The sequence below is a fragment of the Aggregatibacter segnis genome (genome assembly GCF_003130075.1).
GTDB lineage: Bacteria > Pseudomonadota > Gammaproteobacteria > Enterobacterales > Pasteurellaceae > Aggregatibacter > Aggregatibacter segnis_A.
The window spans coordinates 218683-242565 of the sequence record NZ_NRCW01000003.1; the positions used below are offsets into that span (position 1 = coordinate 218683).

The 23883-nt window shown below is 43.8% G+C and carries 19 protein-coding genes and 4 tRNA genes; 12 read left to right on the forward strand and 11 right to left on the reverse strand.

Going from position 1 to position 23883, the window contains the following annotated elements; genetic code table 11:
* Positions 1 to 37 precede the first annotated feature (37 nt).
* Positions 38 to 829: a TatD family hydrolase gene (locus DK415_RS04985; RefSeq protein ID WP_109432713.1), complete on the forward strand. Its 792-nt coding sequence runs from the start codon at positions 38 to 40 to the stop codon at positions 827 to 829.
* Positions 830 to 856: 27 nt separating this feature from the next.
* Here DK415_RS04985 and nrdG read toward each other — a convergent pair whose 3' ends face one another.
* The 3 genes from nrdG to DK415_RS05000 all read right to left on the reverse strand — a co-directional run bounded on the left by nrdG (position 857) and on the right by DK415_RS05000 (position 5914).
* Entirely contained in the window at positions 857 to 1324 is a 468-nt protein-coding gene (gene nrdG, locus DK415_RS04990) for an anaerobic ribonucleoside-triphosphate reductase-activating protein (protein ID WP_109432714.1), read from the reverse strand.
* A 394-nt stretch (positions 1325 to 1718) separates the two neighbouring features.
* Positions 1719 to 3845 (reverse strand): anaerobic ribonucleoside-triphosphate reductase, encoded by a 2127-nt coding sequence (gene nrdD / locus DK415_RS04995; protein ID WP_109432715.1) that lies wholly within the window; start codon positions 3843 to 3845, stop codon positions 1719 to 1721.
* 281 nt (positions 3846 to 4126) lie between these two features.
* Positions 4127 to 5914, reverse strand: a complete 1788-nt coding sequence (locus DK415_RS05000) for an AMP-dependent synthetase/ligase (RefSeq protein WP_109432716.1) — start codon at positions 5912 to 5914, stop codon at positions 4127 to 4129.
* A gap of 245 nt (positions 5915 to 6159) precedes the next feature.
* Between DK415_RS05000 and dnaE the strand changes: the two genes are divergently transcribed.
* Positions 6160 to 9636: a DNA polymerase III subunit alpha gene (gene dnaE, locus DK415_RS05005; RefSeq protein WP_109432717.1), complete on the forward strand. Its 3477-nt coding sequence runs from the start codon at positions 6160 to 6162 to the stop codon at positions 9634 to 9636.
* 70 nt (positions 9637 to 9706) lie between these two features.
* On the opposite strand, the gene DK415_RS05010 is transcribed toward dnaE, so the two are convergent.
* The 7 genes from DK415_RS05010 to DK415_RS05040 form a co-directional block, all read right to left on the reverse strand.
* Positions 9707 to 10537, reverse strand: coding sequence for a class II glutamine amidotransferase (locus DK415_RS05010; RefSeq protein ID WP_109432718.1), 831 nt, complete (start codon positions 10535 to 10537; stop codon positions 9707 to 9709).
* A gap of 200 nt (positions 10538 to 10737) precedes the next feature.
* Positions 10738 to 12087, reverse strand: a complete 1350-nt coding sequence (gene gdhA / locus DK415_RS05015) for an NADP-specific glutamate dehydrogenase (protein WP_109432719.1) — start codon at positions 12085 to 12087, stop codon at positions 10738 to 10740.
* A gap of 273 nt (positions 12088 to 12360) precedes the next feature.
* Positions 12361 to 13734, reverse strand: coding sequence for an argininosuccinate lyase (argH, locus tag DK415_RS05020; protein WP_109432720.1), 1374 nt, complete (start codon positions 13732 to 13734; stop codon positions 12361 to 12363).
* Between the two features lie 114 nt (positions 13735 to 13848).
* Positions 13849 to 14637, reverse strand: coding sequence for a glycosyltransferase family 32 protein (locus tag DK415_RS05025; protein ID WP_109432721.1), 789 nt, complete (start codon positions 14635 to 14637; stop codon positions 13849 to 13851).
* 111 nt (positions 14638 to 14748) lie between these two features.
* Positions 14749 to 14824, reverse strand: a tRNA-Val gene (locus DK415_RS05030).
* A gap of 37 nt (positions 14825 to 14861) precedes the next feature.
* Positions 14862 to 14937, reverse strand: a tRNA-Val gene (locus DK415_RS05035).
* 37 nt (positions 14938 to 14974) lie between these two features.
* Positions 14975 to 15050 (reverse strand) — tRNA-Val (locus tag DK415_RS05040).
* 172 nt (positions 15051 to 15222) lie between these two features.
* Here DK415_RS05040 and gltX point away from each other — a divergent pair.
* The 10 genes from gltX (at position 15223) to hemN (ending at position 23241) form a co-directional block, all read left to right on the forward strand.
* Positions 15223 to 16668: a glutamate--tRNA ligase gene (gene gltX / locus DK415_RS05045; protein ID WP_109432722.1), complete on the forward strand. Its 1446-nt coding sequence runs from the start codon at positions 15223 to 15225 to the stop codon at positions 16666 to 16668.
* 78 nt (positions 16669 to 16746) lie between these two features.
* A tRNA-Ala gene (locus tag DK415_RS05050) sits at positions 16747 to 16822 on the forward strand.
* A gap of 273 nt (positions 16823 to 17095) precedes the next feature.
* Positions 17096 to 17704 carry an RNA pyrophosphohydrolase gene (rppH, locus tag DK415_RS05055; protein WP_109432723.1) on the forward strand — a complete coding sequence of 203 codons (609 nt, stop codon included), beginning with the start codon at positions 17096 to 17098 and terminating at the stop codon, positions 17702 to 17704.
* Between the two features lie 2 nt (positions 17705 to 17706).
* Entirely contained in the window at positions 17707 to 18504 is a 798-nt protein-coding gene (locus tag DK415_RS05060; RefSeq protein ID WP_109432724.1) for a sulfite exporter TauE/SafE family protein, read from the forward strand.
* 8 nt (positions 18505 to 18512) lie between these two features.
* Positions 18513 to 19310, forward strand: coding sequence for a prolipoprotein diacylglyceryl transferase (gene lgt / locus DK415_RS05065; RefSeq protein WP_048750604.1), 798 nt, complete (start codon positions 18513 to 18515; stop codon positions 19308 to 19310).
* A complete protein-coding gene (locus DK415_RS05070) occupies positions 19307 to 20158 on the forward strand; it encodes a thymidylate synthase (RefSeq protein WP_109432725.1) in 852 nt (283 codons plus the stop codon). The genes lgt and DK415_RS05070 overlap by 4 nt, the downstream gene beginning before the upstream one ends.
* Positions 20159 to 20221: 63 nt before the next feature.
* On the forward strand, positions 20222 to 20749 hold the full coding sequence (tadA, locus tag DK415_RS05075) for a tRNA adenosine(34) deaminase TadA (protein ID WP_109432726.1): 528 nt from the start codon (positions 20222 to 20224) through the stop codon (positions 20747 to 20749).
* Between the two features lie 99 nt (positions 20750 to 20848).
* Positions 20849 to 21409, forward strand: coding sequence for a Der GTPase-activating protein YihI (yihI, locus tag DK415_RS05080; RefSeq protein ID WP_109432727.1), 561 nt, complete (start codon positions 20849 to 20851; stop codon positions 21407 to 21409).
* Positions 21410 to 21422: 13 nt separating this feature from the next.
* Positions 21423 to 21857, forward strand: a complete 435-nt coding sequence (locus tag DK415_RS05085; RefSeq protein ID WP_109432728.1) for a DUF2489 domain-containing protein — start codon at positions 21423 to 21425, stop codon at positions 21855 to 21857.
* A gap of 16 nt (positions 21858 to 21873) precedes the next feature.
* Positions 21874 to 23241 carry an oxygen-independent coproporphyrinogen III oxidase gene (hemN, locus tag DK415_RS05090; RefSeq protein ID WP_109432729.1) on the forward strand — a complete coding sequence of 456 codons (1368 nt, stop codon included), beginning with the start codon at positions 21874 to 21876 and terminating at the stop codon, positions 23239 to 23241.
* A gap of 106 nt (positions 23242 to 23347) precedes the next feature.
* Here the strand turns inward: hemN and DK415_RS05095 are convergent, their stop codons facing one another.
* Complete coding sequence (locus tag DK415_RS05095; RefSeq protein WP_109432730.1) at positions 23348 to 23791, reverse strand: GNAT family N-acetyltransferase; 444 nt, start codon at positions 23789 to 23791, stop codon at positions 23348 to 23350.
* Positions 23792 to 23883: the final 92 nt, after the last annotated feature.

A 23883-nucleotide genomic window follows, 5' to 3' on the forward strand; every position in this document is an offset into this window, starting at 1 on the left:
GGCAACTCATTGAGTTGCCTGATTTTTTTAGATTGATATGTATTCCTTTTTCGACACCCATACTCATCTCGATTATTTGCAGCAAGCCACCGGTGAGCCGTTGGCGCAGCTTATGCAAAATGCACAGGCAGCTGGCGTGCAAAAGATCTTGATCGTCGCCGTGTTACAGCGGGATTTCAAAACGATTGAAAATATGACCGCACTTTATCCGCAACAGTTGTATTACGGCTTAGGGTTACATCCCTTGTATATCAAAGAACACCAAGCGCAGGATTTGGATTTATTGGAACAGGCGTTAGCAACGCGTTCGCCAAATTGCACAGCCGTGGCAGAAATCGGTTTGGAACGTGCCGTACCGGAATTATTAACCGATGAGCTATGGCGCAAGCAATGCGATTTTTTTGAAGCGCAACTGCATTTGGCGAAAAAGCACGATTTGCCGGTGAACATGCATTCCCGCAAGTCGCACGATCAGCTGTTCTCTTTTCTCAAACGCATTGAGGTGCCGAAACGTGGCGTTGTACATGGTTTTGCAGGCAGCTACGATCAGGCAAAACGTTTTGTGGATTTGGGCTATTCTATTGGTGTAGGCGGCACGATTACCTATGAACGCGCCAATAAAACCCGTCAGACTATTTCAAAATTGCCACTTGATGCTTTATTACTCGAAACGGATTCGCCCGATATGCCGGTATTTGGTTTTCAAGGTCAACCGAATCGACCGGAAAGAGTACAACAGGTTTTTAAGGTATTGTGTGAATTAAGACGTGAAACGCCGGAGATGATTGCCGAGACAATTTGGCAAAATAGCCTCAGAAAATTTGCTTGAAAAAAGCACCGCATTTTTATGCAGGCATTAAATCTTAAAACGATGAATGATCTGATTCGCCGAACCGCGCCAAACCAAGCTTGGGTCCGCCTGTTCTTGAATAAACTTGCCATCAATGAGCACATCAATGTAGGGCAACATTTGCCGTTGATATGCGTCCAATTCCTCTAATTTGTAACCCGTCCAGACCCAAATGTCTTTATCGGGACATTCCCGTTTTACCCGTTGAACCAAAGGAAGCAGGGCTTCTATGTTTCTCGGATGCAAAGGATCTCCCCCAGAAAGGGTTAATCCTTGTCGCTTAACACGCGTGTCTTTGAGATCCTTGAGAATTTGTTCTTCCATTTCAATACCAAAGGGCACCCCGGCGGTAAACGACCAGCTTTTTTGGTTGTAGCACCCTTTACAGCCGTGCGTACAACCGCTGACAAAAAGCGTACAACGCGTGCCTTCACCGTTGACGATATCTACAGGGTAGTATTGGAGGTAGTTCATTTTTGTTTTATTTAAATCAAATGTTATTTTGTAGAAACATCGGATTTCGCCGATGGCGACTTACTTTCTTTTGCTTGCACAAAAGAAAGTAAGCAAAGAAAAGAAAAGTGCACCCGGATAAGCCGCTGTTCTTCGCTTAATTACCATTTCCTTTACGGCACTTTTCGAACTCGCTACGCTCAAACAGACGAAAATTGCCTAAAAATGGCAAGCCGCTCAGGCGTCTTATATGGGAATCCCATTTTATTTGAGCGTTGCAAAAGTGCGGTCAGGTTTTTTCATGTTTTTGACTGAATATCTCCCCAAAAAATAACCGCACTTTATCGTGATAATGCGCCTAAAATCCCCCTCTTTAGCAAAGAGGGGTCAGGGGAGATTTGGCAACGCCTTAAGATTACATGTGCTTAACCCGACGCTTCACCTCTTCCTGTTTCCCTGCATTAAACGGACGGGCATCCGGGCTGCCGAGGTAGCCGCAGACACGGCGGGTAACGGAGACTTTGTCGCTGTCATGGTTGCCGCATTTCGGGCAGGTGAAGCCTTTGCTGGTGCATTCAAATTCACCGGTGAAACCGCATTCGTAGCATTCATCGATCGGCGTGTTGGTGCCGTAGTAAGGCACGCGGTCGTAGCTGTAATTCCATACGTCTTCCAATGCCTTCAAATTATGTTGAATGTTCGGGTATTCGCCGTAGCAAATAAAACCACCGTTAGCCAATGGTGGGTACACCATTTCAAAGTCTAGTTTGTCGTATGGATTGACTTTTTTCTCTACGTCCAAGTGATAGCTGTTGGTGTAGTAGCCTTTATCGGTCACACCGTCAATGACGCCGAATTGTTTGGTGTCAAGGCGGCAGAAACGGTCGCATAGATTTTCACTTGGGGTGGAGTATAAACTGAAGGCGTAGCCCGTTTCAGCGCGCCATTGTTTAACCGCGTTGCTTAAGTGTTCCACGATAGCACGGCCTTTTTCACGTAGCATTTCGTCATCGTAAATATGCCCTTGGTGATACAACGCATTGATGGTTTCATGAATGCCTATGTAGCCAAGCGAAATGGAGGCGCGGCCATTTTTGAAGATTTGCGCCACGTTATCATCCGCTTTCAAACGCACGCCGCAGGCGCCTTCCATGTAGAGAATTGGCGCTACGCGGGCTTTGGTGTGTTCCAAGCGGGCAATACGGGTCATTAAGGCTTTTTTCGCCAAAGCCAAGCGTTGATCCAATATGTCATAGAAACGTTTTTCATCGCCTTTGGCTTCAATGGCGATACGTGGCAAATTGAGACTCACTACGCCGAGGTTGTTACGCCCGTCATGGATTTGCTCGCCATCCTCTTCGTATGCGCCCAAGAAACTGCGGCAGCCCATGGGTGCTTTAAAGGAGCCGGTGACTTTGACGACTTGGTCGTAATTCAGAATATCCGGATACATCCGTTTGCTGGCGCATTCCAACGCAAGCTGTTTGATGTCGTAATTCGGGTCGTTTGGCTCTAAATTCACCCCTTTACGTTGAGTAAAGACCAGTTTCGGGAACACCGGTGTTTTGTGATTTTTGCCTAAACCGCGAATTCGATTTTGTAAAATGGATTTTTGAATTAAACGTGCTTGCCAAGTTGTGCCTAAGCCAAAACCAAAGGTAACAAACGGTGTTTGTCCATTGGCAGTATGCAGCGTGTTTACTTCATATTCCAAAGACTGGAAGGCATCGAAGCATTCTTTTTCAATCAAGGCTTGCGCATATCCTTGCGCATCAGGAATGTTCCATTGTTCCGCGTTTTTGAGGTGTTTTTCATAGCTTAACTGCACATAAGGCGAAAGGACTTCATCAATGCGGTTAATGGTGGTGCCGCCGTAAATATGGCTTGCCACTTGAGCAATGATTTGTGCTGTGACAGCAGTGGCGGTGCCGATAGATTTCGGCGGTTCGATTTCGGCATTTCCCATTTTAAAACCATGGGTCAACATGCCTTTTAAATCGACTAACATACAGTTAAACATCGGGAAGAAAGGCGAATAATCCAAATCGTGATAGTGAATTTCACCTTTCTCATGAGCTTCTACGACATCGCGCGGCAAAATGTAACGTTTAGCATAATGTTTCGCCACGATACCGGCCAATAAATCCCGTTGTGTTGGGATCACTTTGGCGTCTTTATTGGCATTTTCATTGAGTAACTCCACGTTACTTTGTTCAATCAGCCCCTCGATTTCTTTGGTTAATTGACTGCGTTTTTCACGCGCCATATCACGTTCGTGACGGTATTCAATATAAGCACGCGCAATTTGTGGGTATTGGCTGGCCATCAGGTGATTTTCGACAATTTTTTGAATGTGGCTAATATCAATTTCTTGTTGATGATGCGCGAAAATGTCATTGCTGACTTTTTGTGCAATGTCATGACAAAATCGTTCATCTTGAATACCCACCGCTTGAGCTGCTTTTTTAATGGCATTAATAATGCGTTGAATTTCAAACCCGATGCGTGAACCATCACGCTTAATGACGAAAAATGTACCCATGTCAGCCACCTATATTTAGAGTGTTATCAAAGTGGCGATACTATATATAGATATTTTTTTAAATTCAACACACAATATGTAGTGTTTTTGCGTATTTGGAATGTATTAAATGTCGTGAGGCAAGTTAGTCATTGGTTTTGTTGAAAATTTAGTAGAAAAGAAAAATAAAAGAATTTTATTGTTTTGTGATTTTGATCACAAATTGGACGTTTTGTGTTCAAAATAAAAAAGTGCGGTCAAAATTTATTGTCAATTTTGACCGCACTTATTATGTAAAAAACTTAACTATACATCGCTTCAATCTGCTCTTTATAGCGTTGCAGAATAACTTTTCTGCGTAGTTTTAAGGTAGGGGTAATTTCTTCCAGCTGCGTGCTGAATGCCTGAGGCAACAGGGTGAAACGTTTGATTTGCTCCCAACCGGCAAGCTCTTTTTGTAATTCATTGATTCGCTGTTCTAGCATTTGCAAAATCTCAGAATTTTTGAGTAATTCCAACCGATCTTGATATTTGATATTGACCTGTTTGGCGTACTCCTCAAGGGCAGCGTAGCAAGGTACGATAAGGGCGGAAACGTATTTTTTGGCATCAGCAATAACCGCGATTTGTTCAATGAATTTGTCTTTGCCGATTTTGCTTTCCAACACTTGCGGTGCGATGTATTTGCCATTGGAGGTTTTCATTAATTCTTTAATGCGATCGGTGATGTATAAATTCCCCTCGGCATCAAATTCGCCCGCATCACCGGTTTTTAAAAAACCGTCTGCGGTGAAAGCATCGGCGGTTTCCTGTGGTTTTTTGTAATAACCTTTCATCACCATGCCACCACGTACGAGAATCTCGTTATTTTCGCCAATTTTGACTTCCGCACCCGGCATTAAGCTACCGATGGAATTGGCGTTAAAGTGAAAATCATCCCAGCAGGAAACCGTCGCGGTGGTTTCTGTCATGCCGTAACCCAGCTTAATGTTCAAGCCGATGCTGTGGAAAAATAAGCCGATCGTCGGTTCTAATTTAGCACCGCCACAAGGCATCATCCGAATGCGTCCACCGAGTAGCGCACGTAATTTGCCAAGTACTAGCTTATTGGCGAGGGCATACTGCTGTTTTAACAAAAAGCCGATTTTTTGCCCCTTGGCAAGGGCATCGAAATGCTGATGTCCGATGTCCATTGCCCAATGAAAAATACGTTGGCGAAGTTTTGGCGCATTATGAACTTTGTCTAAAATGGCCGTATAAATCTTTTCGTAAAACCGTGGCACGGCACACATTAAGGTTGGACGAATCTCCGTCAAAGCCGACCGCACTTGATTGGTATCTTCAATGTAACAGTTGGTCGCACCACGATGGAGCACATAAGCCACCCAAGCGCGCTCAAAAATATGAGATAACGGCAAGAAGGAAAGAGATACGTCGGTATCATCGACTTTTAGCGCCTGATCGTGGGCGTTGAGTTGATGCGCTAAATTCGCGTAATCCAACATCACGCCTTTCGGCTCACCGGTCGTGCCGGAGGTGTAAATTAATGTGAACAAATCTTCCAAGCATTTGTTATCCAACCGTTGTTGTAATTCCGCCTGATATTGCTCATCTGCCATGTCGATAAATTCTTGCCAGTGGCAGGCTTTGGCGTGTTCATGCAAATGGATCGTACTTTTCATCGCCACGATTTTTTCCAGTTTCGGGCATTCATCAACGATTTCCAATACTTGATCATATTGTTCTTGATCGCCTACGAAAATGATCTTCATATCTGCATTGTTGATAATGAATTGGGCTTGTTTGGCGGTATTCGTGGCATAAATCGGCACGGTGACGGCACGCACTTGCAATGTACCGATGTCGGTGATCGTCCAACGCGGCATATTGTGTGAAAAAATACCGATTTTATCTTGAATATCAATATGATTTGCTAATAAGGCTAAGGAAATCTGGTCAATTTGTTGTTGTAATTCTGCCCAAGAAATAGACAACCAATTGTTGTCTTTGAAGTAACAAAGTGCGGTGCGATTTGCCAGTGTTTTTGCTTGGCTACGTACACGGTGAATAAAATGAAAATTGAGATCCATGGTTAAAAAATCCAAAGTCAGCTAACAGTTGTGCGCTAATATAGCGGATTGAGGCTCAAAACTCTAGCAATAAAACTGCGTTTTGTGGGGATTTATTGTGTTGATGCCGCTAGACAAATTATCCCTACAATTCTCGGCAAAATACCGCTAAAATTACCCACTATGACTTTGCCATTGTTGCTCAAGCTAACGCTCAAAATCCATTGGATTTTTTGACCGCACTTTTTGTTATTTTAAGGATGTTTATGTCACCGCCACGTTTTGTTCATTTGCAGGTTCACAGTGATTTTTCCATGATTGACGGTATCGCCAAAGTGAAACCGTTGGTGAAAGCCTGCGTGGAAAACAACATGGTGGCGATGGCGTTGACGGATTTCACCAACTTTTGCGGTTTGGTGCGGTTTTATGGTGAGGCATTATCTTCCGGCGTGAAGCCGATTATCGGAGCGGATGTGCTGGTACAAAGCGAGCTATGTGGCGAGGAAAGATTCCGTTTAACCTTATTGGCAAAAAATAACGAAGGCTACAAAAATATCACCTTGCTGCTTTCCAAAGCCTATGAGCGTGGTTATTCGGATGTGCCGTATATTGATCAGCAGTGGCTAGTAGAACATCGTGCCGGGGTGATTGTTTTATCCGGCGGCGTCAATGGCGATGTAGGTAAAAAATTACTGCGCAGCAACACTGATGAACTTAAAAGTGCGGTGGATTTTTACCACGAATTTTTCCCTGATCATTTTTATCTGACGCTTACTCGTACCGGTCGTCCCGATGAAGAACGTTATATTCAAGCCGCGTTAGAACTGGCTGAACGCGAACAATTGCCGGTGGTGGCGACCAATGATGTATGCTTTTTACAGGTAGAAGATTTTGAAGCCCATGAAATTCGTGTAGCGATTCATGACGGTTTCACATTAGACGATCCGAAACGTCCAAAACTTTATACCCATCAACAATATTTTCGCTCCGAGCAAGAAATGTGCGAGCTTTTTGCCGATGTGCCAAGTGCCTTGGAGAATACGCTACTGATTGCACAACGCTGTAATGTCACCATTCGATTGGGTGAATATTTCTTACCGAAATTTCCAACCGGTGATTTAAGCACCGAAGATTACCTTGTGAAACGCGCCAAAGAAGGCTTGGAAGAGCGTCTCAAGGTGTTATTCCCTGATGAAAAACTGCGTGCAGAGCGCCGTCTGGAATATGATGAACGCTTACAGGTAGAACTCGACGTGATCAACCAAATGGGCTTCCCGGGCTACTTTTTGATCGTGATGGAATTTATCCAATGGTCAAAAGATAACGACATTCCGGTGGGGCCGGGACGGGGCTCCGGGGCAGGATCTTTGGTGGCTTATGCGTTAAAAATTACCGATTTGGATCCGTTGGAATTCGATTTGCTTTTTGAGCGTTTCCTCAATCCGGAACGGGTTTCCATGCCTGACTTTGACGTGGATTTCTGTATGGACGGACGCGACCGCGTGATTGAACACGTTGCCGAAATGTATGGACGTGGTGCGGTGTCGCAAATTATTACGTTCGGTACCATGGCAGCAAAAGCGGTGATTCGCGATGTGGGGCGCGTACTGGGACAACCTTATGGCTTTGTGGATCGCATTTCTAAGTTGGTGCCGCCGGATCCCGGAATGACACTTGCCAAAGCGTTTGAAGCCGAGCCAAAACTGCAAGAAATTTACGATGCGGACGAAGAAGTCCGAGCCATTATTGATATGGCACGCAAGCTGGAAGGCGTCACACGAAATGCCGGTAAGCATGCCGGTGGGGTGGTGATTTCACCGACGCTAATTACGGATTTCTCGCCGTTGTATTGCGATTCGGAAGGGAAACATCCGGTCACCCACTTCGATAAAAATGACGTGGAATATGCCGGTTTGGTGAAGTTTGACTTCTTAGGTCTGCGCACCTTAACCATCATCAAATGGGCGTTGGACATGATTAATGCGCGCATGGAAAAAGAAGGCAAACCGTTGGTGGATATCAGCGCCATTCCGTTGGATGATCATCAATCTTTTGACGTGTTGCTCAATGCCGAAACTACGGCAGTGTTCCAGCTGGAATCACGCGGCATGAAAGATTTGATTAAGCGTCTTAAGCCGGACTGTTTTGAAGATATTATCGCGTTGGTAGCCTTGTTCCGACCCGGCCCATTGCAATCAGGCATGGTGGATAACTTTATCGACCGTAAACACGGACGCGAAGAAGTGTCTTACCCGGATGCCAACTATCAGCATGAATCCCTTAAGCCAATTTTAGAACCGACCTACGGCATTATTTTGTATCAAGAGCAGGTCATGCAAATTGCTCAAGTGTTGGCGGGATACACGCTAGGCGGTGCGGACTTATTGCGTCGTGCGATGGGTAAGAAAAAACCGGAAGAAATGGCGAAACAGCGTTCCGTATTTGAAGAGGGCGCCATCAAAAATGGCATAGACGGCGATCTTTCCATGAAAATCTTCGATTTGGTAGAAAAATTTGCGGGCTATGGCTTTAACAAATCACACTCTGCCGCCTATGCGTTGGTTTCTTACCAAACCCTGTGGCTGAAGGCGCACTACCCGGCGGAATTTATGGCGGCAGTCATGACTTCGGAAATGGATAATACCGACAAAATCGTTGGCTTGTATGACGAATGTATGCGCATGGGCTTGAAGGTCGTTCCGCCGGACATTAACACCGGAAAACATCATTTTAGCGTGAATGAAAATGGCGAAATTGTGTACGGTATCGGTGCCATTAAAGGCGTGGGTGAAGGGCCGATTGCGGCCTTGGTAGAAGCTCGTGAGAAAGACGGTATTTTCAAAAACTTGTTTGATTTATGTGCCCGTGTGGATTTAAAGAAAATCAATCGACGCACATTTGAAAGTCTGATTAAATCCGGTGCTTTCGATAAACTTGGACCACATCGTGCGGCGTTACAACAAAATTTGGAAGATGCACTACGTGCCTCCGATCAACATGCCAAAGACGAGGCTTTAGGGCAAACGGATATGTTCGGCGTGTTGACGGAAACCAACGAGGAAGTGGAACATTCCTATGCCAATATTGCCCCTTGGACGGAAAAAACGATTTTAGACGGTGAACGGGAAACTCTCGGACTGTATCTCAGCAGTCATCCGGTGAGTCGTTATTTGAAAGAATTGTCTCATTACAGCCCAATGCGTCTGAAAGAATTGACGCCGAATTATCGCGGACAAATGAGTACTGCCAGCGGTTTAGTGGTGAATACGCGCATTGCCGTGACCAAAAAAGGCAACCACATCGGCATTGCCACCATTGATGACCGTTCCGGTCGTTTGGATTTAACTTTGTTTGGCGAAGTGCTAGATAAATTCGGTGAGAAGCTGCAAAAAGACACGGTGATTGTGGTGTCAGGACAGGTCAGTTTTGATGATTTTTCACAAGGTTTGCGTATGTCTGTGCGGGATTTGATGACGATTGATGAAGCGCGTGCACGTTATGCGAAAAGCCTTGCGATTTGCCTGTCTCAAGAACAAATTACACCGCAATTCATTAAGCAATTTAAACGGATTTTACAGCCTTACAGCGGCAATTCCCTGCCGGTACATATTTATTACCAAAGCCCAGAAGGCAGAGCCTTAGTCAAAATGGGCGTGCAATGGTCGGTCAATCCAACCGATGAATTGCTGACCGAACTTGTGACATTGCTCGGTGAAAGTGCGGTGGAATTGGAGTTTGAATAGATAATAGAGATAAAAAAGTGCGGTCAGAAAAAAATTATTTTTTTCGACCGCACTTTTTGTATGGGCTGGGTTAGGCCACTTTAGCCGTGCCTAACGTCCCATCATCAATCACTTCTGTTCTCGGCGTGCCGATAATTTCCCACACTTTCTCCCCGTTTTTGAAGAAGACAAATCCACCGTTTTCCATTTTTCTCCAGACTTCGTCTTTGGTGAGCGGTACGGTGGTAATGATCGTGACTTTATCGCCCTCTTTGGCGTATTCATTGAAGTCGATGACACCGTCATCATCAACACGTTGTGCTTTGCCAAATGGGGCTTTACGGGTGAGGTAGTGCAAATTGGTGGAACAACGGGCAATCATCCATTCGCCGTTAGACAGGATAAAATTGAAGGTGCCATGTTCTGCGAGTTTATTGCTGATATCTTGAACGGCTTGAAAAATTTCTTCTTCACTTGGCTTTTTGCGAAAGCGATTTTTTAATTGTTCTGCCATGTAACAGAAAGCAGTTTCTGAATCAGTGCTGCCGATAGGTTGACAGAAGGATTCGCTCATGTCGGGCAGTTCGGTTAAGTTGCCATTATGGGCAAGAACCCAATTTTCACCCCAGATCTCACGGATAAAGGGGTGGGTATTTTCAAGATTTACATCGCCTTGCGTCGCTTTACGAATATGCGAAATGACGTTGAGAGATTTGATGTGATATTGTTTCACGCAATCCGCGATAGGGGAAATGTGGCCCGGTTTATTGTCGCGGAAAATGCGTACACCTTTGCCTTCAAAAAAAGCGATACCAAATCCGTCAGAATGGGAATCAGTAAGTCCGGCACGATGACGAAATCCTTCAAATGAAAACACAATATCCGTCGGCGTATTGCAGTTCATTCCCAATAATTGGCACATAAATTTGTTTTAACCCTTGTGTAGAATAACCATAGAATAAGTGCAGATTTAACACCATAACTTCTCTAATTTCAATATTCCACCGACCTCATTTTTAGAACAAAATGTGCTGTCTCATAACAAAATTAGCTTAAAAAAATACCGCACTTTTTGTTGTTCTCAAAAGTGCGGTCGTTTTTCGAGGTGTTTTTTCGTGTCGATTAATACACGCCTTGTGCCAACATGGCATCAGCTACTTTAACGAAACCGGCGACGTTCGCACCCACCACATAGTTGATGTTACCTTGCGCATCGCTGCCGTATTTTTTACAGTTAGCATGAATGTCTAACATAATGCGATGCAATTTTGCATCCACCTCTTCTCTTGTCCAACTTAGACGTTGTGCGTTTTGCGACATTTCCAAACCGGAAGTGGCGACGCCACCTGCGTTTGCTGCTTTGCCCGGTCCAAATAATATGCCAGCTTCAATAAAGGCGTTGGTCGCTTCAATGGTGGTTGGCATATTGGCACCTTCGGCTACGACTTGCACGCCATTGGCAATCAAGGCTTGTGCATCGCTTAATGCTAATTCGTTTTGGGTGGCACATGGGAGTGCAATATCGACTTTTAAATGCCATGGTCGAGCGCCGGCGATATATTTCAATCCAAAGAGATCGGCGTAATCTTTTACACGACTGCGTTTGACATTTTTGATGTCCATTAAAGCGGCTAATTTTTCTTGGGTGAAGCCTTCTTCATCCACAACGGTGCCGGATGAGTCGGAACAGCTAATGACTTTAGCGCCTAGTTGCAGGGCTTTTTCAATCGCATATTGTGCCACGTTGCCGGAGCCGGAAACCGCGACGGTTTTGCCTTTCAAATCTTGACCTTTTTCTGCCAGCATAGCTTGGACGAAATAGACCAAACCATAACCGGTAGCTTCCGGACGAATTAAGCTTCCGCCGAAACTCAAGCCTTTGCCGGTAAAGACGCAGCCGGTTTGATTGGAAAGTTTTTTCATCATGCCGGTTAAATAACCTACTTCACGTGCGCCGACACCAATATCGCCTGCCGGCACATCTGTGTCCGGGCCGATGTGGCGATAAAGTTCAGTCATTAAGGCTTGGCAGAAGCGCATGACTTCCGCATCGCTTTTACCTTTCGGATCAAAGTCGGAACCGCCTTTGGCACCGCCCATTGGCAGCGTGGTTAAGGCATTTTTGAAGATTTGTTCAAAGCCTAAGAATTTTAAAATGGATTGGTTGACGGACGGGTGAAAGCGCATACCGCCTTTGAAAGGGCCGATAGCGCTGTTAAATTGAATGCGGAATGCGCGGTTGACTTGCACTTGGCCTTTGTCATCGGTCCATGCTACGCGGAATTGAATGATGCGTTCCGGTTCAACTAAACGTTCTAATAAGGCTTCAGCGCGGTATTTCGGGTTTTTCTCAAGGAATGGCCAAATGGAAGTTAATACTTCACGTACGGCTTGTAAAAACTCCGGTTGGTTTCCGTCACGTTGTTCGACTTTTGCTAAGAATTCTTCGAGTGAGGCAACTGCGTGAGACATAAGAATTTCTCCTGTGGATAGTATGTTGGTGTTTGCTTTATTTATTTTCGCTTGGCTATATTGCTAAGTCGGAATTACTATGCAACAGGAAATCATATGTTTTCAAATATTTTTATAAAAAATAATTAAATTATTTTGTGTTTTTAACTTATTTTATTTTTTATTTAAAAAATAAGTTTATTTATTAGATTGAATTTATTTTTTTTTGGGGGGTGAAAACAAAAGTGCGGTCATAAAAATAAGATTTTTTATGACCGCACTTTAGAAGAGATGTTAGGCGAATCTTGTTTTGGCTTCTGCAATGGCTTCCGCGATACGCAATGGAGACACTCCGCCTTTGGCGGCGCGTTTATCTAAGCAAGATTGTAAGGAAAGAATGTCGTATACATCGTCCGACACTTTTTCACAGAATTGACGAAATTCAGGAATCGTCAATTCTTCTAAGGCTTTGTGTTGCTTGATAGCATACACCACGGTTTCACCTACAATGTGATGGGAGTCGCGGAACGGTACGCCTTTGGCAACCAAATAATCGGCTAATTCCGTTGCGTTGGAATAGCCTTTCAGGGCAGATTCACGGGTGCGTTCCACGTTCACTTTGATGTCGTCTAATACTAATGACGCCATGTCTAAGCAATCTTGCCAAGTGTCCAATGCATCGAAAATGCCTTCTTTGTCTTCTTGCATGTCTTTGTTATAGGCTAATGGTAAGCCTTTTAAGGTCATTAACATCCCATTTAACGCACCGATAACCCGTCCCGCTTTGCCGCGAATTAATTCACATGCATCAGGGTTTTTCTTCTGTGGCATGAGGGAGGAACCGGAGGTTACGCGATCGGAGAGTTCCACAAAGTTAGATTCGCCGCTGTTGAAAATAATCATATCTTCGGCGAAACGGGATAAATGCACCATGCTCAGCGAGGCGGCAGAAAGTAGTTCGACGATATGATCGCGATCGGAGACGCTGTCTAAGCTGTTACGGGTTGCAAAAGCGAAATCCAAATCTTTGGCAAGTTGTTCGCGATCGATAGGATACGCCGTGCCGGCAAGGGCGCCACTGCCTAGCGGACAACTGTTCATGCGGCGGTAAGCATCGGCTAAACGCGAATAATCGCGATCCAACATTTCCACATAGGCCATGCACCAATGGGCAAAGGTAATTGGTTGGGCACGTTGTAGGTGCGTGTAGCCCGGCATCACGGCATCTTGGTTATTTTCTGCGGTAAGCACCAATTTGCGTTGTAACTCGCGAAGGGAATGTTGCAATTCGGCCACCCGCTCTTTACACCACATTTTGATGTCGAGCGCTACTTGGTCGTTACGGCTGCGACCGGTGTGCAGTTTTTTACCTAAATTGCCTACTTTGTTGATAAGTTTACTTTCCACCCAACTGTGAATGTCTTCGGCATCGTCTTGCAAAATCGCTTGCGGATTTGACCGCACTTCAATCAATAATTCGTTCAGTGCTTGTTCTAATTGTTGTTGTTCTTGTACGCTTAAAATATTGACGGAAACCAAGGCCTTCGACCAGCCGATGGAGCCCTCAATATCTTGCTCGGCAAGACGATAGTCAAAGCGTAATGAATCGTTAAAATTTTTAAAACGCTTGTCCGCGGCCTGCGTAAAGCGCCCACCCCAAAGTGCCATAGAATCCTCTGATTTGTGATTGGTGAAATTGGTTAAAAAATATATCACAGAAACAAAAAAGGCGATCAACAAAAAATTTGCTTTTTGTGACCGCACTTTTTGTATTATTAACAATTATTTTAATAAATCTTCGTTTTTAGCGTGAATCCATTTACCACGTTTTTTATCCATGTATTGAAAATACTCGTTAGCGAACGTGCCTTGGGCACAGGTAAATTTATCACGGCGCATATTTACGTCTTTGTTTTCCAGTGCTTTGTTTAACGTTTCCGGGCCGGTAAGAACAAATACCCCGCCGTCAACGCGACGATGTTCAATGTTGTCTACGATAATATCCAATGTTTCCTTTAAAAACGGATTGCCTTTGCGGCTGGCTAAGAAAAAATTGGTGTAACGCCCACGACGGGTGATGAGGACTTCGTCATCGTCCGGATCAATCATCGTATCTAAGCAGCCGACAAGATGACCATCGATATCCATATAAATACCGCCGTCTTGGTAGAGAGTGAATAAGCGCCAAAAATCCGCTTGTGCGGCACCGTCAGTCAGTTGGCTGTAAGCGGCAAATGTGCGTGGATCGGCATATTTTTCAATATACTCGCTACGCGCTTCAGTGCTGACATAGCGGTAATCGTAACTTAAGGAAAATAAGCGGTTGACCAAATAGTTGCAGTAAATTGGCAACGTCACTTTATTGCTGTAGTTGGTTTGCCAAATGACGCGATTAATTTTGCTTGGTTTGTCGGATTGGCGTTTGGCCGGGCTGAATTCAGGAATCGTAAAGCGCTTTTTGGGAAAAAGGGCGTGGAAAGGGTAGCTTAGGATTTTGACAATGTTCCCGGTTAAACGTAATAGACCGTTTGAAATTAAAAGTGCGGTCTGATTTTTTATTGTTTTTTGCATTAAATGAATCCGTTTATTCTGTTGAAAAACAGGCTGTACTTTATCACTTTACACAAAAATAATAAACGTCAGGAAGGCTTTGAAAGAGAAAACATTACATGGAAAGTAGAGTGGTGGGCGATACCGGTCTCGAACCAGTGACCCCCTCCTTGTAAGGGAGGTGCTCTCCCAACTGAGCTAATCGCCCACGTTAGAATCTTAAAATAGGGAAGTATGTAAAGAAGTGGTGGGCGATACCGGTCTCGAACCAGTGACCCCCTCCTTGTAAGGGAGGTGCTCTCCCAACTGAGCTAATCGCCCACGTTAGAATCTTAAAATAGGGAAGTATGTAAAGAAGTGGTGGGCGATACCGGTCTCGAACCAGTGACCCCCTCCTTGTAAGGGAGGTGCTCTCCCAACTGAGCTAATCGCCCTCAATGTTGTGAGCGTGCATTATAATTGCTCAATGATTTCAGTCAACAAATTTTTGCCAAAAATCCGTTGGTTGTTTTAAAAATAGGCATAAAAACAGATTTTTCCTTATGAATTCAAACAACTCGTAGTACAATACAGCACAATTATTTTTGCACAGAAAAAGGTTATAAAATGAAATTAGAAGCATTGTTTGATTTGGATCCAAACGTGAAGGTACGTACCCGTTTTGCACCAAGCCCAACCGGTTATTTACACGTTGGGGGCGCGCGTACCGCACTTTATTCCTGGTTATACGCTAAACACAATCACGGCGAATTTGTGTTGCGTATTGAAGATACCGATTTGGAACGTTCTACGCCGGAAGCCACTCAGGCGATTTTAGAAGCGATGGAATGGTTAGATTTGGCTTGGGAGCACGGCCCTTATTATCAAACTAAGCGTTTTGACCGTTATAACCAAGTTATTGATCAAATGATTGAACAGGGCTTGGCATACCGTTGTTACTGTACCAAAGAACGTTTGGAAACATTACGTCATACACAAGAACAAAACAAAGAAAAACCGCGCTATGACCGTCATTGTTTACACGATCACGCTGAACATTCTGCCGATGAACCGCATGTGGTGCGTTTTAAAAATCCAACTGAGGGTTCTGTGGTATTTGATGACGCGGTACGTGGACGCATTGAAATCAGCAACAGCGAATTGGATGACTTGATTATCCGCCGTACCGACGGTTCTCCGACCTATAACTTCTGCGTGGTGGTGGATGACTGGGATATGGGCATTACTCATGTTGTGCGCGGTGAAGACCATATTAATAATACCCCGCGTCAAATTAACATTTTGAAAGCCCTTGGTGCGCCGATTCCAGTGTATGCACATGTTTCCATGATTAACGGGGATGATGGACAAAAACTTTCCAAACGTCACGGCGCAGTGAGCGTGATGCAATATCGTGACGAAGGTTATTTGCCGGAAGCGCTTATCAACTATTTGGTGCGTTTGGGCTGGGGCCACGGTGATCAGGAAATTTTCACCCGCCAAGAAATGATTGATTTATTTGATTTACACTCTGTGAGTAAATCTGCCAGTGCCTTTAACACCGAAAAATTATTGTGGTTGAATCATCACTATATTCGCGAATTGCCAGCGGACTACGTCGCGAAACATTTAGCATGGCAATATCAGGATTTAGGCATTGACACGTCCAACGGGCCGGCATTAACGGAAATCATCGCCATGCTGGCGGATCGTTGTAAAACGTTACGTGAAATGGCGCTTGCCAGTCGTTATTTCTTTGAAGAGTTTGAATCTTTCGATGAAGCTGCGGTGAAAAAACATTTCAAAGCGGGCGCGGTAGAAGCTCTTGAAAAAGTAAAAGAAAAACTGACCGCACTTTCCACTTGGGATTTGCATTCTACTCACGAAGCCATTGAACAAACCGCTGCCGAATTAGAGGTTGGCATGGGTAAAGTGGGGATGCCGTTGCGTGTGGCCGTGACTGGCGCGGGGCAATCGCCGTCTATGGACGTCACCCTTGTGGGTATTGGACGTGATCGCGTATTAAATCGTATTCAACGATCCATTGATTTTATTAAGGCACAAAACGTTTAATATTTAATCTGATGGCAATGAATTAAAAATTTAATATTGACAGAGCAAGGGGCGGAATTTATCATAGCCGCCACTTACGGGGATATAGCTCAGTTGGGAGAGCGCTTGAATGGCATTCAAGAGGTCGTCGGTTCGATCCCGATTATCTCCACCAAATTTTAAACCTTATCAATAAAGTCAATTGATAAGGTTTTTTATTTTTTAGCGTTGTGCTTCATGCGTTATCAACGCAAATGCTATTAAGTTCTTGCATCTAAAGTTATCTCATCTAATGTGAAATTTATGCTTAAAAAGAGAATTTAAACATTTTCTGGGTTCTTTACATCCCCTTCTTTATTGTTAAATGAGTTGCCCGAAGGGGGAGTTTATGAAACAATTTGTCGCTATTCCAATTTAAAAAAATTAACTGAATTTTAAGGATACGATAGTGATCGATTTCGATGGCTACCGTCCGAATGTAGGCATTGTTATTTGCAACGACAAAGGGCAAGTGCTGTGGGCGAAAAGATACGGACAGAATTCCTGGCAATTTCCGCAAGGCGGGATTAATGATAGTGAAACGCCAGAACAAGCGATGTACCGAGAATTGTTTGAGGAAGTCGGATTAACACGCAAAGATGTGCGAGTGCTCTATGCCTCTAAGCATTGGCTGCGTTATAAATTGCCAAAACGACTGTTACGTTATGATTCCAAACCTATTTGTATCGGACAGAAACAGCGCTGGTTTTTATTGCAGTTAGTCAGTGATACTAAAAATATCAACATGCAATGCAGTAAAACACCGGAGTTTGATGGTTGGCGTTGGGTGAGTTTTTGGTACCCGGTGCGTCAAGTGGTTTCTTTCAAAAGAGATGTCTATCGTAAAGCAATGAAAGAGTTTGCTACGGTGTTATTTGATGAAAATAACAAAGACTTGTTATTGCGGGCAGACTCTAGCGCAGTAGAAGAGAAAAAGAATACCTTTTCAACCAAAAAACAAACCTATTCAAAGCATTCTAAACATTCTAAACATTCCTCACAGAAGTATAAGGGATAATTATGTTAACCTTTTTCCTATTTTGTTTGCTTGCCGGTTGTGTCGCCGGCTTTTTAGCCGGTTTATTCGGCATTGGTGGCGGCATGGTGATTGTGCCGATGATGGTTTATTTATTGCCAATTGTCGGTGTACCGGATTCGCTCTTAATGTCCACCGCACTTGGCACCTCCTTCGCGACTATCGTAGTTACCGCTTTTTCTTCCGCACAACGACACCACAAACTTGGCAATGTTGTTTGGTCCACCTTAAAGTATTTTGCCCCCGCATTAATGATTAGTGCCTTCATTTCAGGACAATACATCAGTAAATTGCCTCATGACATTTCCAGCAAGTTGTTTGCCTGCTTAGTTGTTTATTTAGCCGCTAAAATGATTTTGTCTATTAAGCCGAAAAACATCGACCCGAATAAAAAAATTACGCCTTTATCCTCGATTATTGGCGGTGCTTTGATTGGCATGGCATCAAGTGTTGCCGGTATTGGCGGTGGCGGATTTATTGTGCCGTTTTTAAATTCTCGCAACGTAGATATTAAAAAAGCTATCGGTACTTCGGCATTCTGCGGCATGTTGATGGGGATTGCGGGAATGTTAAGTTTTATGGTGAGCGGTTGGAATATGCAAGGTATGCCACCTTATTCAATCGGTTTCGTGTATTTCCCGGCTGTATTAGGCATCACAGTCACCTCATTTTTCACTTCTAAACTTGGTGCCAACGCAACGAATAAACTCCCAGTGCCGACTTTGAAAAAAGCCTTTGCCGCCTTTTTAATTGTGGTGGCGATTAATATGTTATTGAAATAAGGAACGTTATGAATTCAGATTACCTTGTATTACCGCATTTCGATCCGGCAATTTTTGAATTTGGTCCCATCGGTTTGCGCTGGTATGGATTAATGTATTTGCTTGGCTTTATTTTTGCTCGTTGGTTAGGTGTACGCCGTGCTCAACAAGCAAACAGCGGTTGGACAGTAGATCAAGTCGATTCTTTACTATTTAATGGTTTCATGGGCGTCTTTTTAGGCGGTCGAATTGGTGATGTCTTCTTTTATAATTTTGATCGTTTTTTACAGGATCCGCTGTATTTATTCCGAGTTTGGGAAGGCGGTATGTCTTTTCATGGTGGCTTAATTGGCGTGATTATTGCCATGGTCATTACTTCTAAAATACAAAAACGCAGCTTTTGGGCGACGGCAGATTTTGTTGCACCTCTCATTCCTTTCGGTTTAGGAATGGGGCGTCTTGGTAATTTCATTAATTTAGAATTATGGGGGCGTGCAACGGACGTGCCTTGGGCAATGATTTTTCCGACAGATCCGCTATTATTACCACGCCATCCATCTCAATTATATGAAGCTGTGTTAGAAGGTTTGGTGTTGTTCCTTATTTTGAATTGGTTTATTCGTAAACCACGTCCAATGGGATCGGTTGCCGGCCTCTTCCTCATCGGTTATGGCGTTTTCCGTTTTATGATTGAATATGTGCGCGAACCTGATGTAGAGCTGTTTCTTGATGTGATCACAAGAGGCCAACTTCTTTGTCTGCCAATGATGCTTGGCGGTGTTTTCATTATGCTTTGGGCATACAACAAAAGTGCGGTGAAAAAATGAAACAATATTTAGATTTGTGCCAACGCATTGTTAACGAAGGCGTTTGGGTAGAAAACGAACGTACCGGCAAACGTTGTTTGACCGTGATTAACGCCGGTTTGACTTATGATGTGGCAAACAACCAATTTCCGTTGATCACTACTCGTAAAAGCTATTGGAAAGCGGCTATTGCAGAATTTTTAGGCTATATTCGTGGTTATGACAATGCTGCCGACTTCCGCAATCTTGGCACCAAAACCTGGGATGCCAATGCCAATGAAAATCAGGCTTGGCTCAATAATCCGCACCGCAAAGGCACGGATGACATGGGGCGCGTGTATGGCGTGCAGGGCAGAAGCTGGCGCAAGCCAAATGGTGAACATCTCGATCAGTTGCGTAAAATCGTCAATAACCTCAGCAAAGGCATTGATGACCGCGGTGAGATTCTGACGTTCTATAATCCGGGTGAATTTGATTTGGGTTGTTTGCGTCCTTGCATGCACACGCATACGTTTTCTTTACTTGGTGACACGTTATATCTCACCAGTTATCAGCGCTCTTGCGATGTGCCGCTTGGTTTGAATTTTAACCAAATCCAAGTATTCACTTTCTTAGCATTAATGGCACAAATTACCGGTAAAAAAGCAGGGCAGGCATTCCATCACATTGTGAATGCACATATTTATGAAGACCAGTTGGCACTCATGCGTGATGTGCAATTAAAACGTGAGCCTTTCCCTTCACCGCAGTTGGAAATTAATCCGGACATTAAATCTTTAGAAGACCTGGAAACCTGGGTCACCATGGATGATTTCAAAGTCACGGGTTATCAATGCCACGAACCGATTAAATATCCGTTTTCCGTCTAACAAAGTGCGGTCGGTTTTAACAACGTTTTTAAAATCCACCGCACTTTTTATCTGAAGAACCTCATGACTGAATTGCAACATCAATTAGATGAACAATTTATGCGCCACGCCTTAACGCTGGCAGACAAAGCAGAAGCCTTGGGTGAAATTCCCGTGGGCGCTGTGTTAGTGAGCGAGGAGGGTGAAATTATTGGAGAGGGATGGAATTTATCGATCATTGATTCTGATCCCACTGCGCACGCTGAAATTGTCGCGTTGCGTCAAGGCGGGCAAACCTTACAAAATTATCGCTTGTTGAACACAACCTTATACGTCACGCTGGAACCTTGCACTATGTGCGCCGGGGCGATTTTGCACAGCCGTATTAAGCGCTTGGTGTTTGGCGCGGCAGACTATAAAACCGGTGCGGTAGGTTCCCGTTTTCATTTTTTTGATGATTATAAAATGAACCATGCCATCGAAATCACCGCTGGCGTGTTGCAACAGGAATGCAGTGAAAAACTCAGTGCGTTTTTTCAAAAACGCCGTGCGCAACAGAAAGAAGCGAAATTAGCGCAACAGTTGATGACTGAAGCGAAGTCTGATGATTAATAGTGCGGTCATTTTTTTCAGCATTTTTTAATATCCCTCGTTAAATTTCCTGCGGAATGATACAATCGCCGCTCAATTTTATTAGTCAAGAGATAAGTTATGTCCCGTCAGAAAAAGACCCGTCGCCTTACGGATATTATGCCAACCCGCAAATCCGATAAGAAACCGGAACAACCCCTTTCTGGTCGCAAAGCGACACGTTATGAACTGGATGCGAAAGCCCGTGAAGAGAAGAAAAAACGTAAACATAAAGGTTTGGGTTCCGGTTCTCGTCATAGTGCGCCGGAAAATAAAGCCGAGAATCAAGTAAAAGAAATTCAGGATCCACGAATCGGTAGCCGTAAAAAAGTGCCGTTGATGGTGGAATTTGTGAATAAACCGCAAAAGGCACCCGTTGCGCCTGTCGCAAAATCTGCGCCAAAAGCCACATTGGATCCAATGGTGGAATTAGAACAGTTAGAAAATAACGAATGTTTGAATCAGTTGTTGGATCAATTGGACGAAGGCAAAAAATTGTCCGCTGAAGATCAAAAATTTGTGGATGTGTGTTTGGCGCGTGTTGCGCAATTAATGGACGAATTAGGCATTGCGGATGATGAAGAAAATGACGAAGATTTATACCGCACTTTTGAACGAATCGACATCAACCAATTTAAATAAGTATCTTTAAATTATGTGGAAAACGTTTTTACTCATTGCAGCTGTCATCATCATTGCCGGTATGGTCGGTTATGCCGCGTATTTGTTGCTGGCGTTGCAAAAGCAGAAAAAAGCACTGTTGCAAGCACGCCGAAACCGTATTCATCGCATAAAAGAAAGCCTTGAAATTATTGCGAAAGCCATGTTGAACGGTGATTGTAATTTATCTGAAGGTGTATTGCGTTTGAAAATGCTACTCGAACCGGTGGGCATGAGTCTCAAACGCTATTCTGCCATGTGGCGATTGTATGAAACGGTCGAAGATATGCCGACCCATGAGGCTCGCAGAGAATTAAAAAAGAACGAAAGAATGCGTTTGGATTTACAGCGTGAAAGCACAGAAGCCGAGCTTGAAAGTAAGATTAAGTCAGAACTAAACCGACTTCTAACGGATATCCAAACATTATAAACGTGGGGAAAATTGAATGTCTGAGATCATTTGGGATTTAGCATTAATTCAAAAATATAATCAATCCGGTCCGCGCTACACATCCTATCCGACAGCGCTTGAGTTTAACGAACAGTATACGAATGAGGATTTTATTGCCGCGGCACAACGTTATCCAACACGTCCGTTGTCATTATATGTTCACATTCCGTTTTGCCACAAACTTTGTTATTTCTGCGCCTGTAATAAAGTCATTACGCGCCATCAGCACAAAGCCGACATTTACTTGGATTTTCTGGAACGAGAAATAAAAGAGCGGTCGAAATTATTTACAAATCGTGTGGCAACGCAAGTGCACTGGGGCGGTGGCACGCCAACGTATTTAACGGAAGCACAATCTGCCCGTTTAATGCAAATGTTGCGCGGCCATTTTAATATCGCCGATAACGCAGAAATCAGTATTGAAATGGATCCCCGTGAAATTGAGCTTTCGATGTTAGAACATTTGCGTAACATCGGGTTTAACCGCATCAGTATGGGCGTGCAAGATTTCAATAAAGACGTGCAGAAAGCGGTGAATCGCGAGCAGGATGAAACCTTTGTGAATGCGCTGTTGATGCGCGCTCGTGAGCTCGGTTTTCAGTCAACTAACCTAGATTTGATTTATGGTTTGCCATTCCAGAGTGTTGAGAGCTTTATGTTCACCTTGAAAAAAGTCATTGAACTCAACCCTGATCGATTGAGCGTATTTAACTATGCCCATTTGCCAAGCCGTTTCGCCGGACAAGCAAAAATAAAAGATTGGCAGTTACCGAAACCAGAGACGAAACTGGAAATTTTACAAAAAACCATCGAAACACTGGGCAGTGCAGGTTATAAGTTTATTGGTATGGATCATTTTGCCAAACCGGATGATGAACTTGCTATTGCACAGCAAAATGGCGTGTTGCACCGTAATTTCCAAGGCTATACGACGCAGGAAGAATGTGATTTGTTGGGGCTGGGTGTGTCGGCAATCAGCTTATTGGGGGATACCTATGCGCAAAATCAGAAGGATTTGAAGGAATATTATGCCGCGGTGGATACTAATGGCATTGCCTTGCATAAAGGTTTAGCCATGTCAGAAGAAGATTGTTTGCGTCGTGATGTCATTAAGCAATTGATTTGCAACTTTAAATTAGCGTATGCCCCATTAGAAAAACAGTACAATATTGATTTTAAACAACACTTTGCTGAAGATTTTGCCTTGCTAGCGCCTTTGGCTGCTGATGGTTTATTGGATATTGGTGAGGAGCAAATCATGGTTTCCGCAAAAGGACGTTTGTTGATTCGTAATATTTGTTTGTGTTTCGACACGTATTCACGCGCACAAGCAAAACAACAGCAATTTTCGCGGATTATTTAATTTGAAATGTCGGGGTAGGTTTTATGCCTATCTCTGCGCCTGTTTTCTAAAATAAAAAGTGCGGTTGAAATTCATCGGAAATTTCAACCGCACTTTTCGTTTATCATTACCCCACTAAATTCAATTCAAACACAGATTTTTTCGGGTTTAAGCGGAACCCCTCTTGCTCCAGCAAATGATGTTGCTGTCGATCTTGTTCTACTACTAATCGCGTGGATTGCGTGTAGCTGACGAATTCTTTAGCTTTGGCGATAAGTGCGGTGTAAATGTGGTTGGATTGATTGCCTTGGCGCACGAAAATGTCTGTTAATTGCCAGTAGCGCTGTAATTGTAGCGAAGAAAGTCGAGGGTAAAGTTGAATAAAACCGAGTGCTTGTTGGGATTGGTCGAGCGCAAGGAAAAAAATGCTTTCGCTAAAACGAATACGGTTGGAAAGAAAGGTGAGTGTACGTTCCGGGTTTTCCGTCATGCCCTGAGAAAGACGATATTCTTCAAATAGCGGTAGGAGTGTTTCCAGGTTCCATTGTTCAGCTTTAAAAATTTTAATCATGAGGCAATCGGTTATTTTTTGTTAAATTTATACAGTAGATTGTATCTTTTTAGCCCAAAAGAATCATCTGTTACAAAGAAAATTTTTTAGAA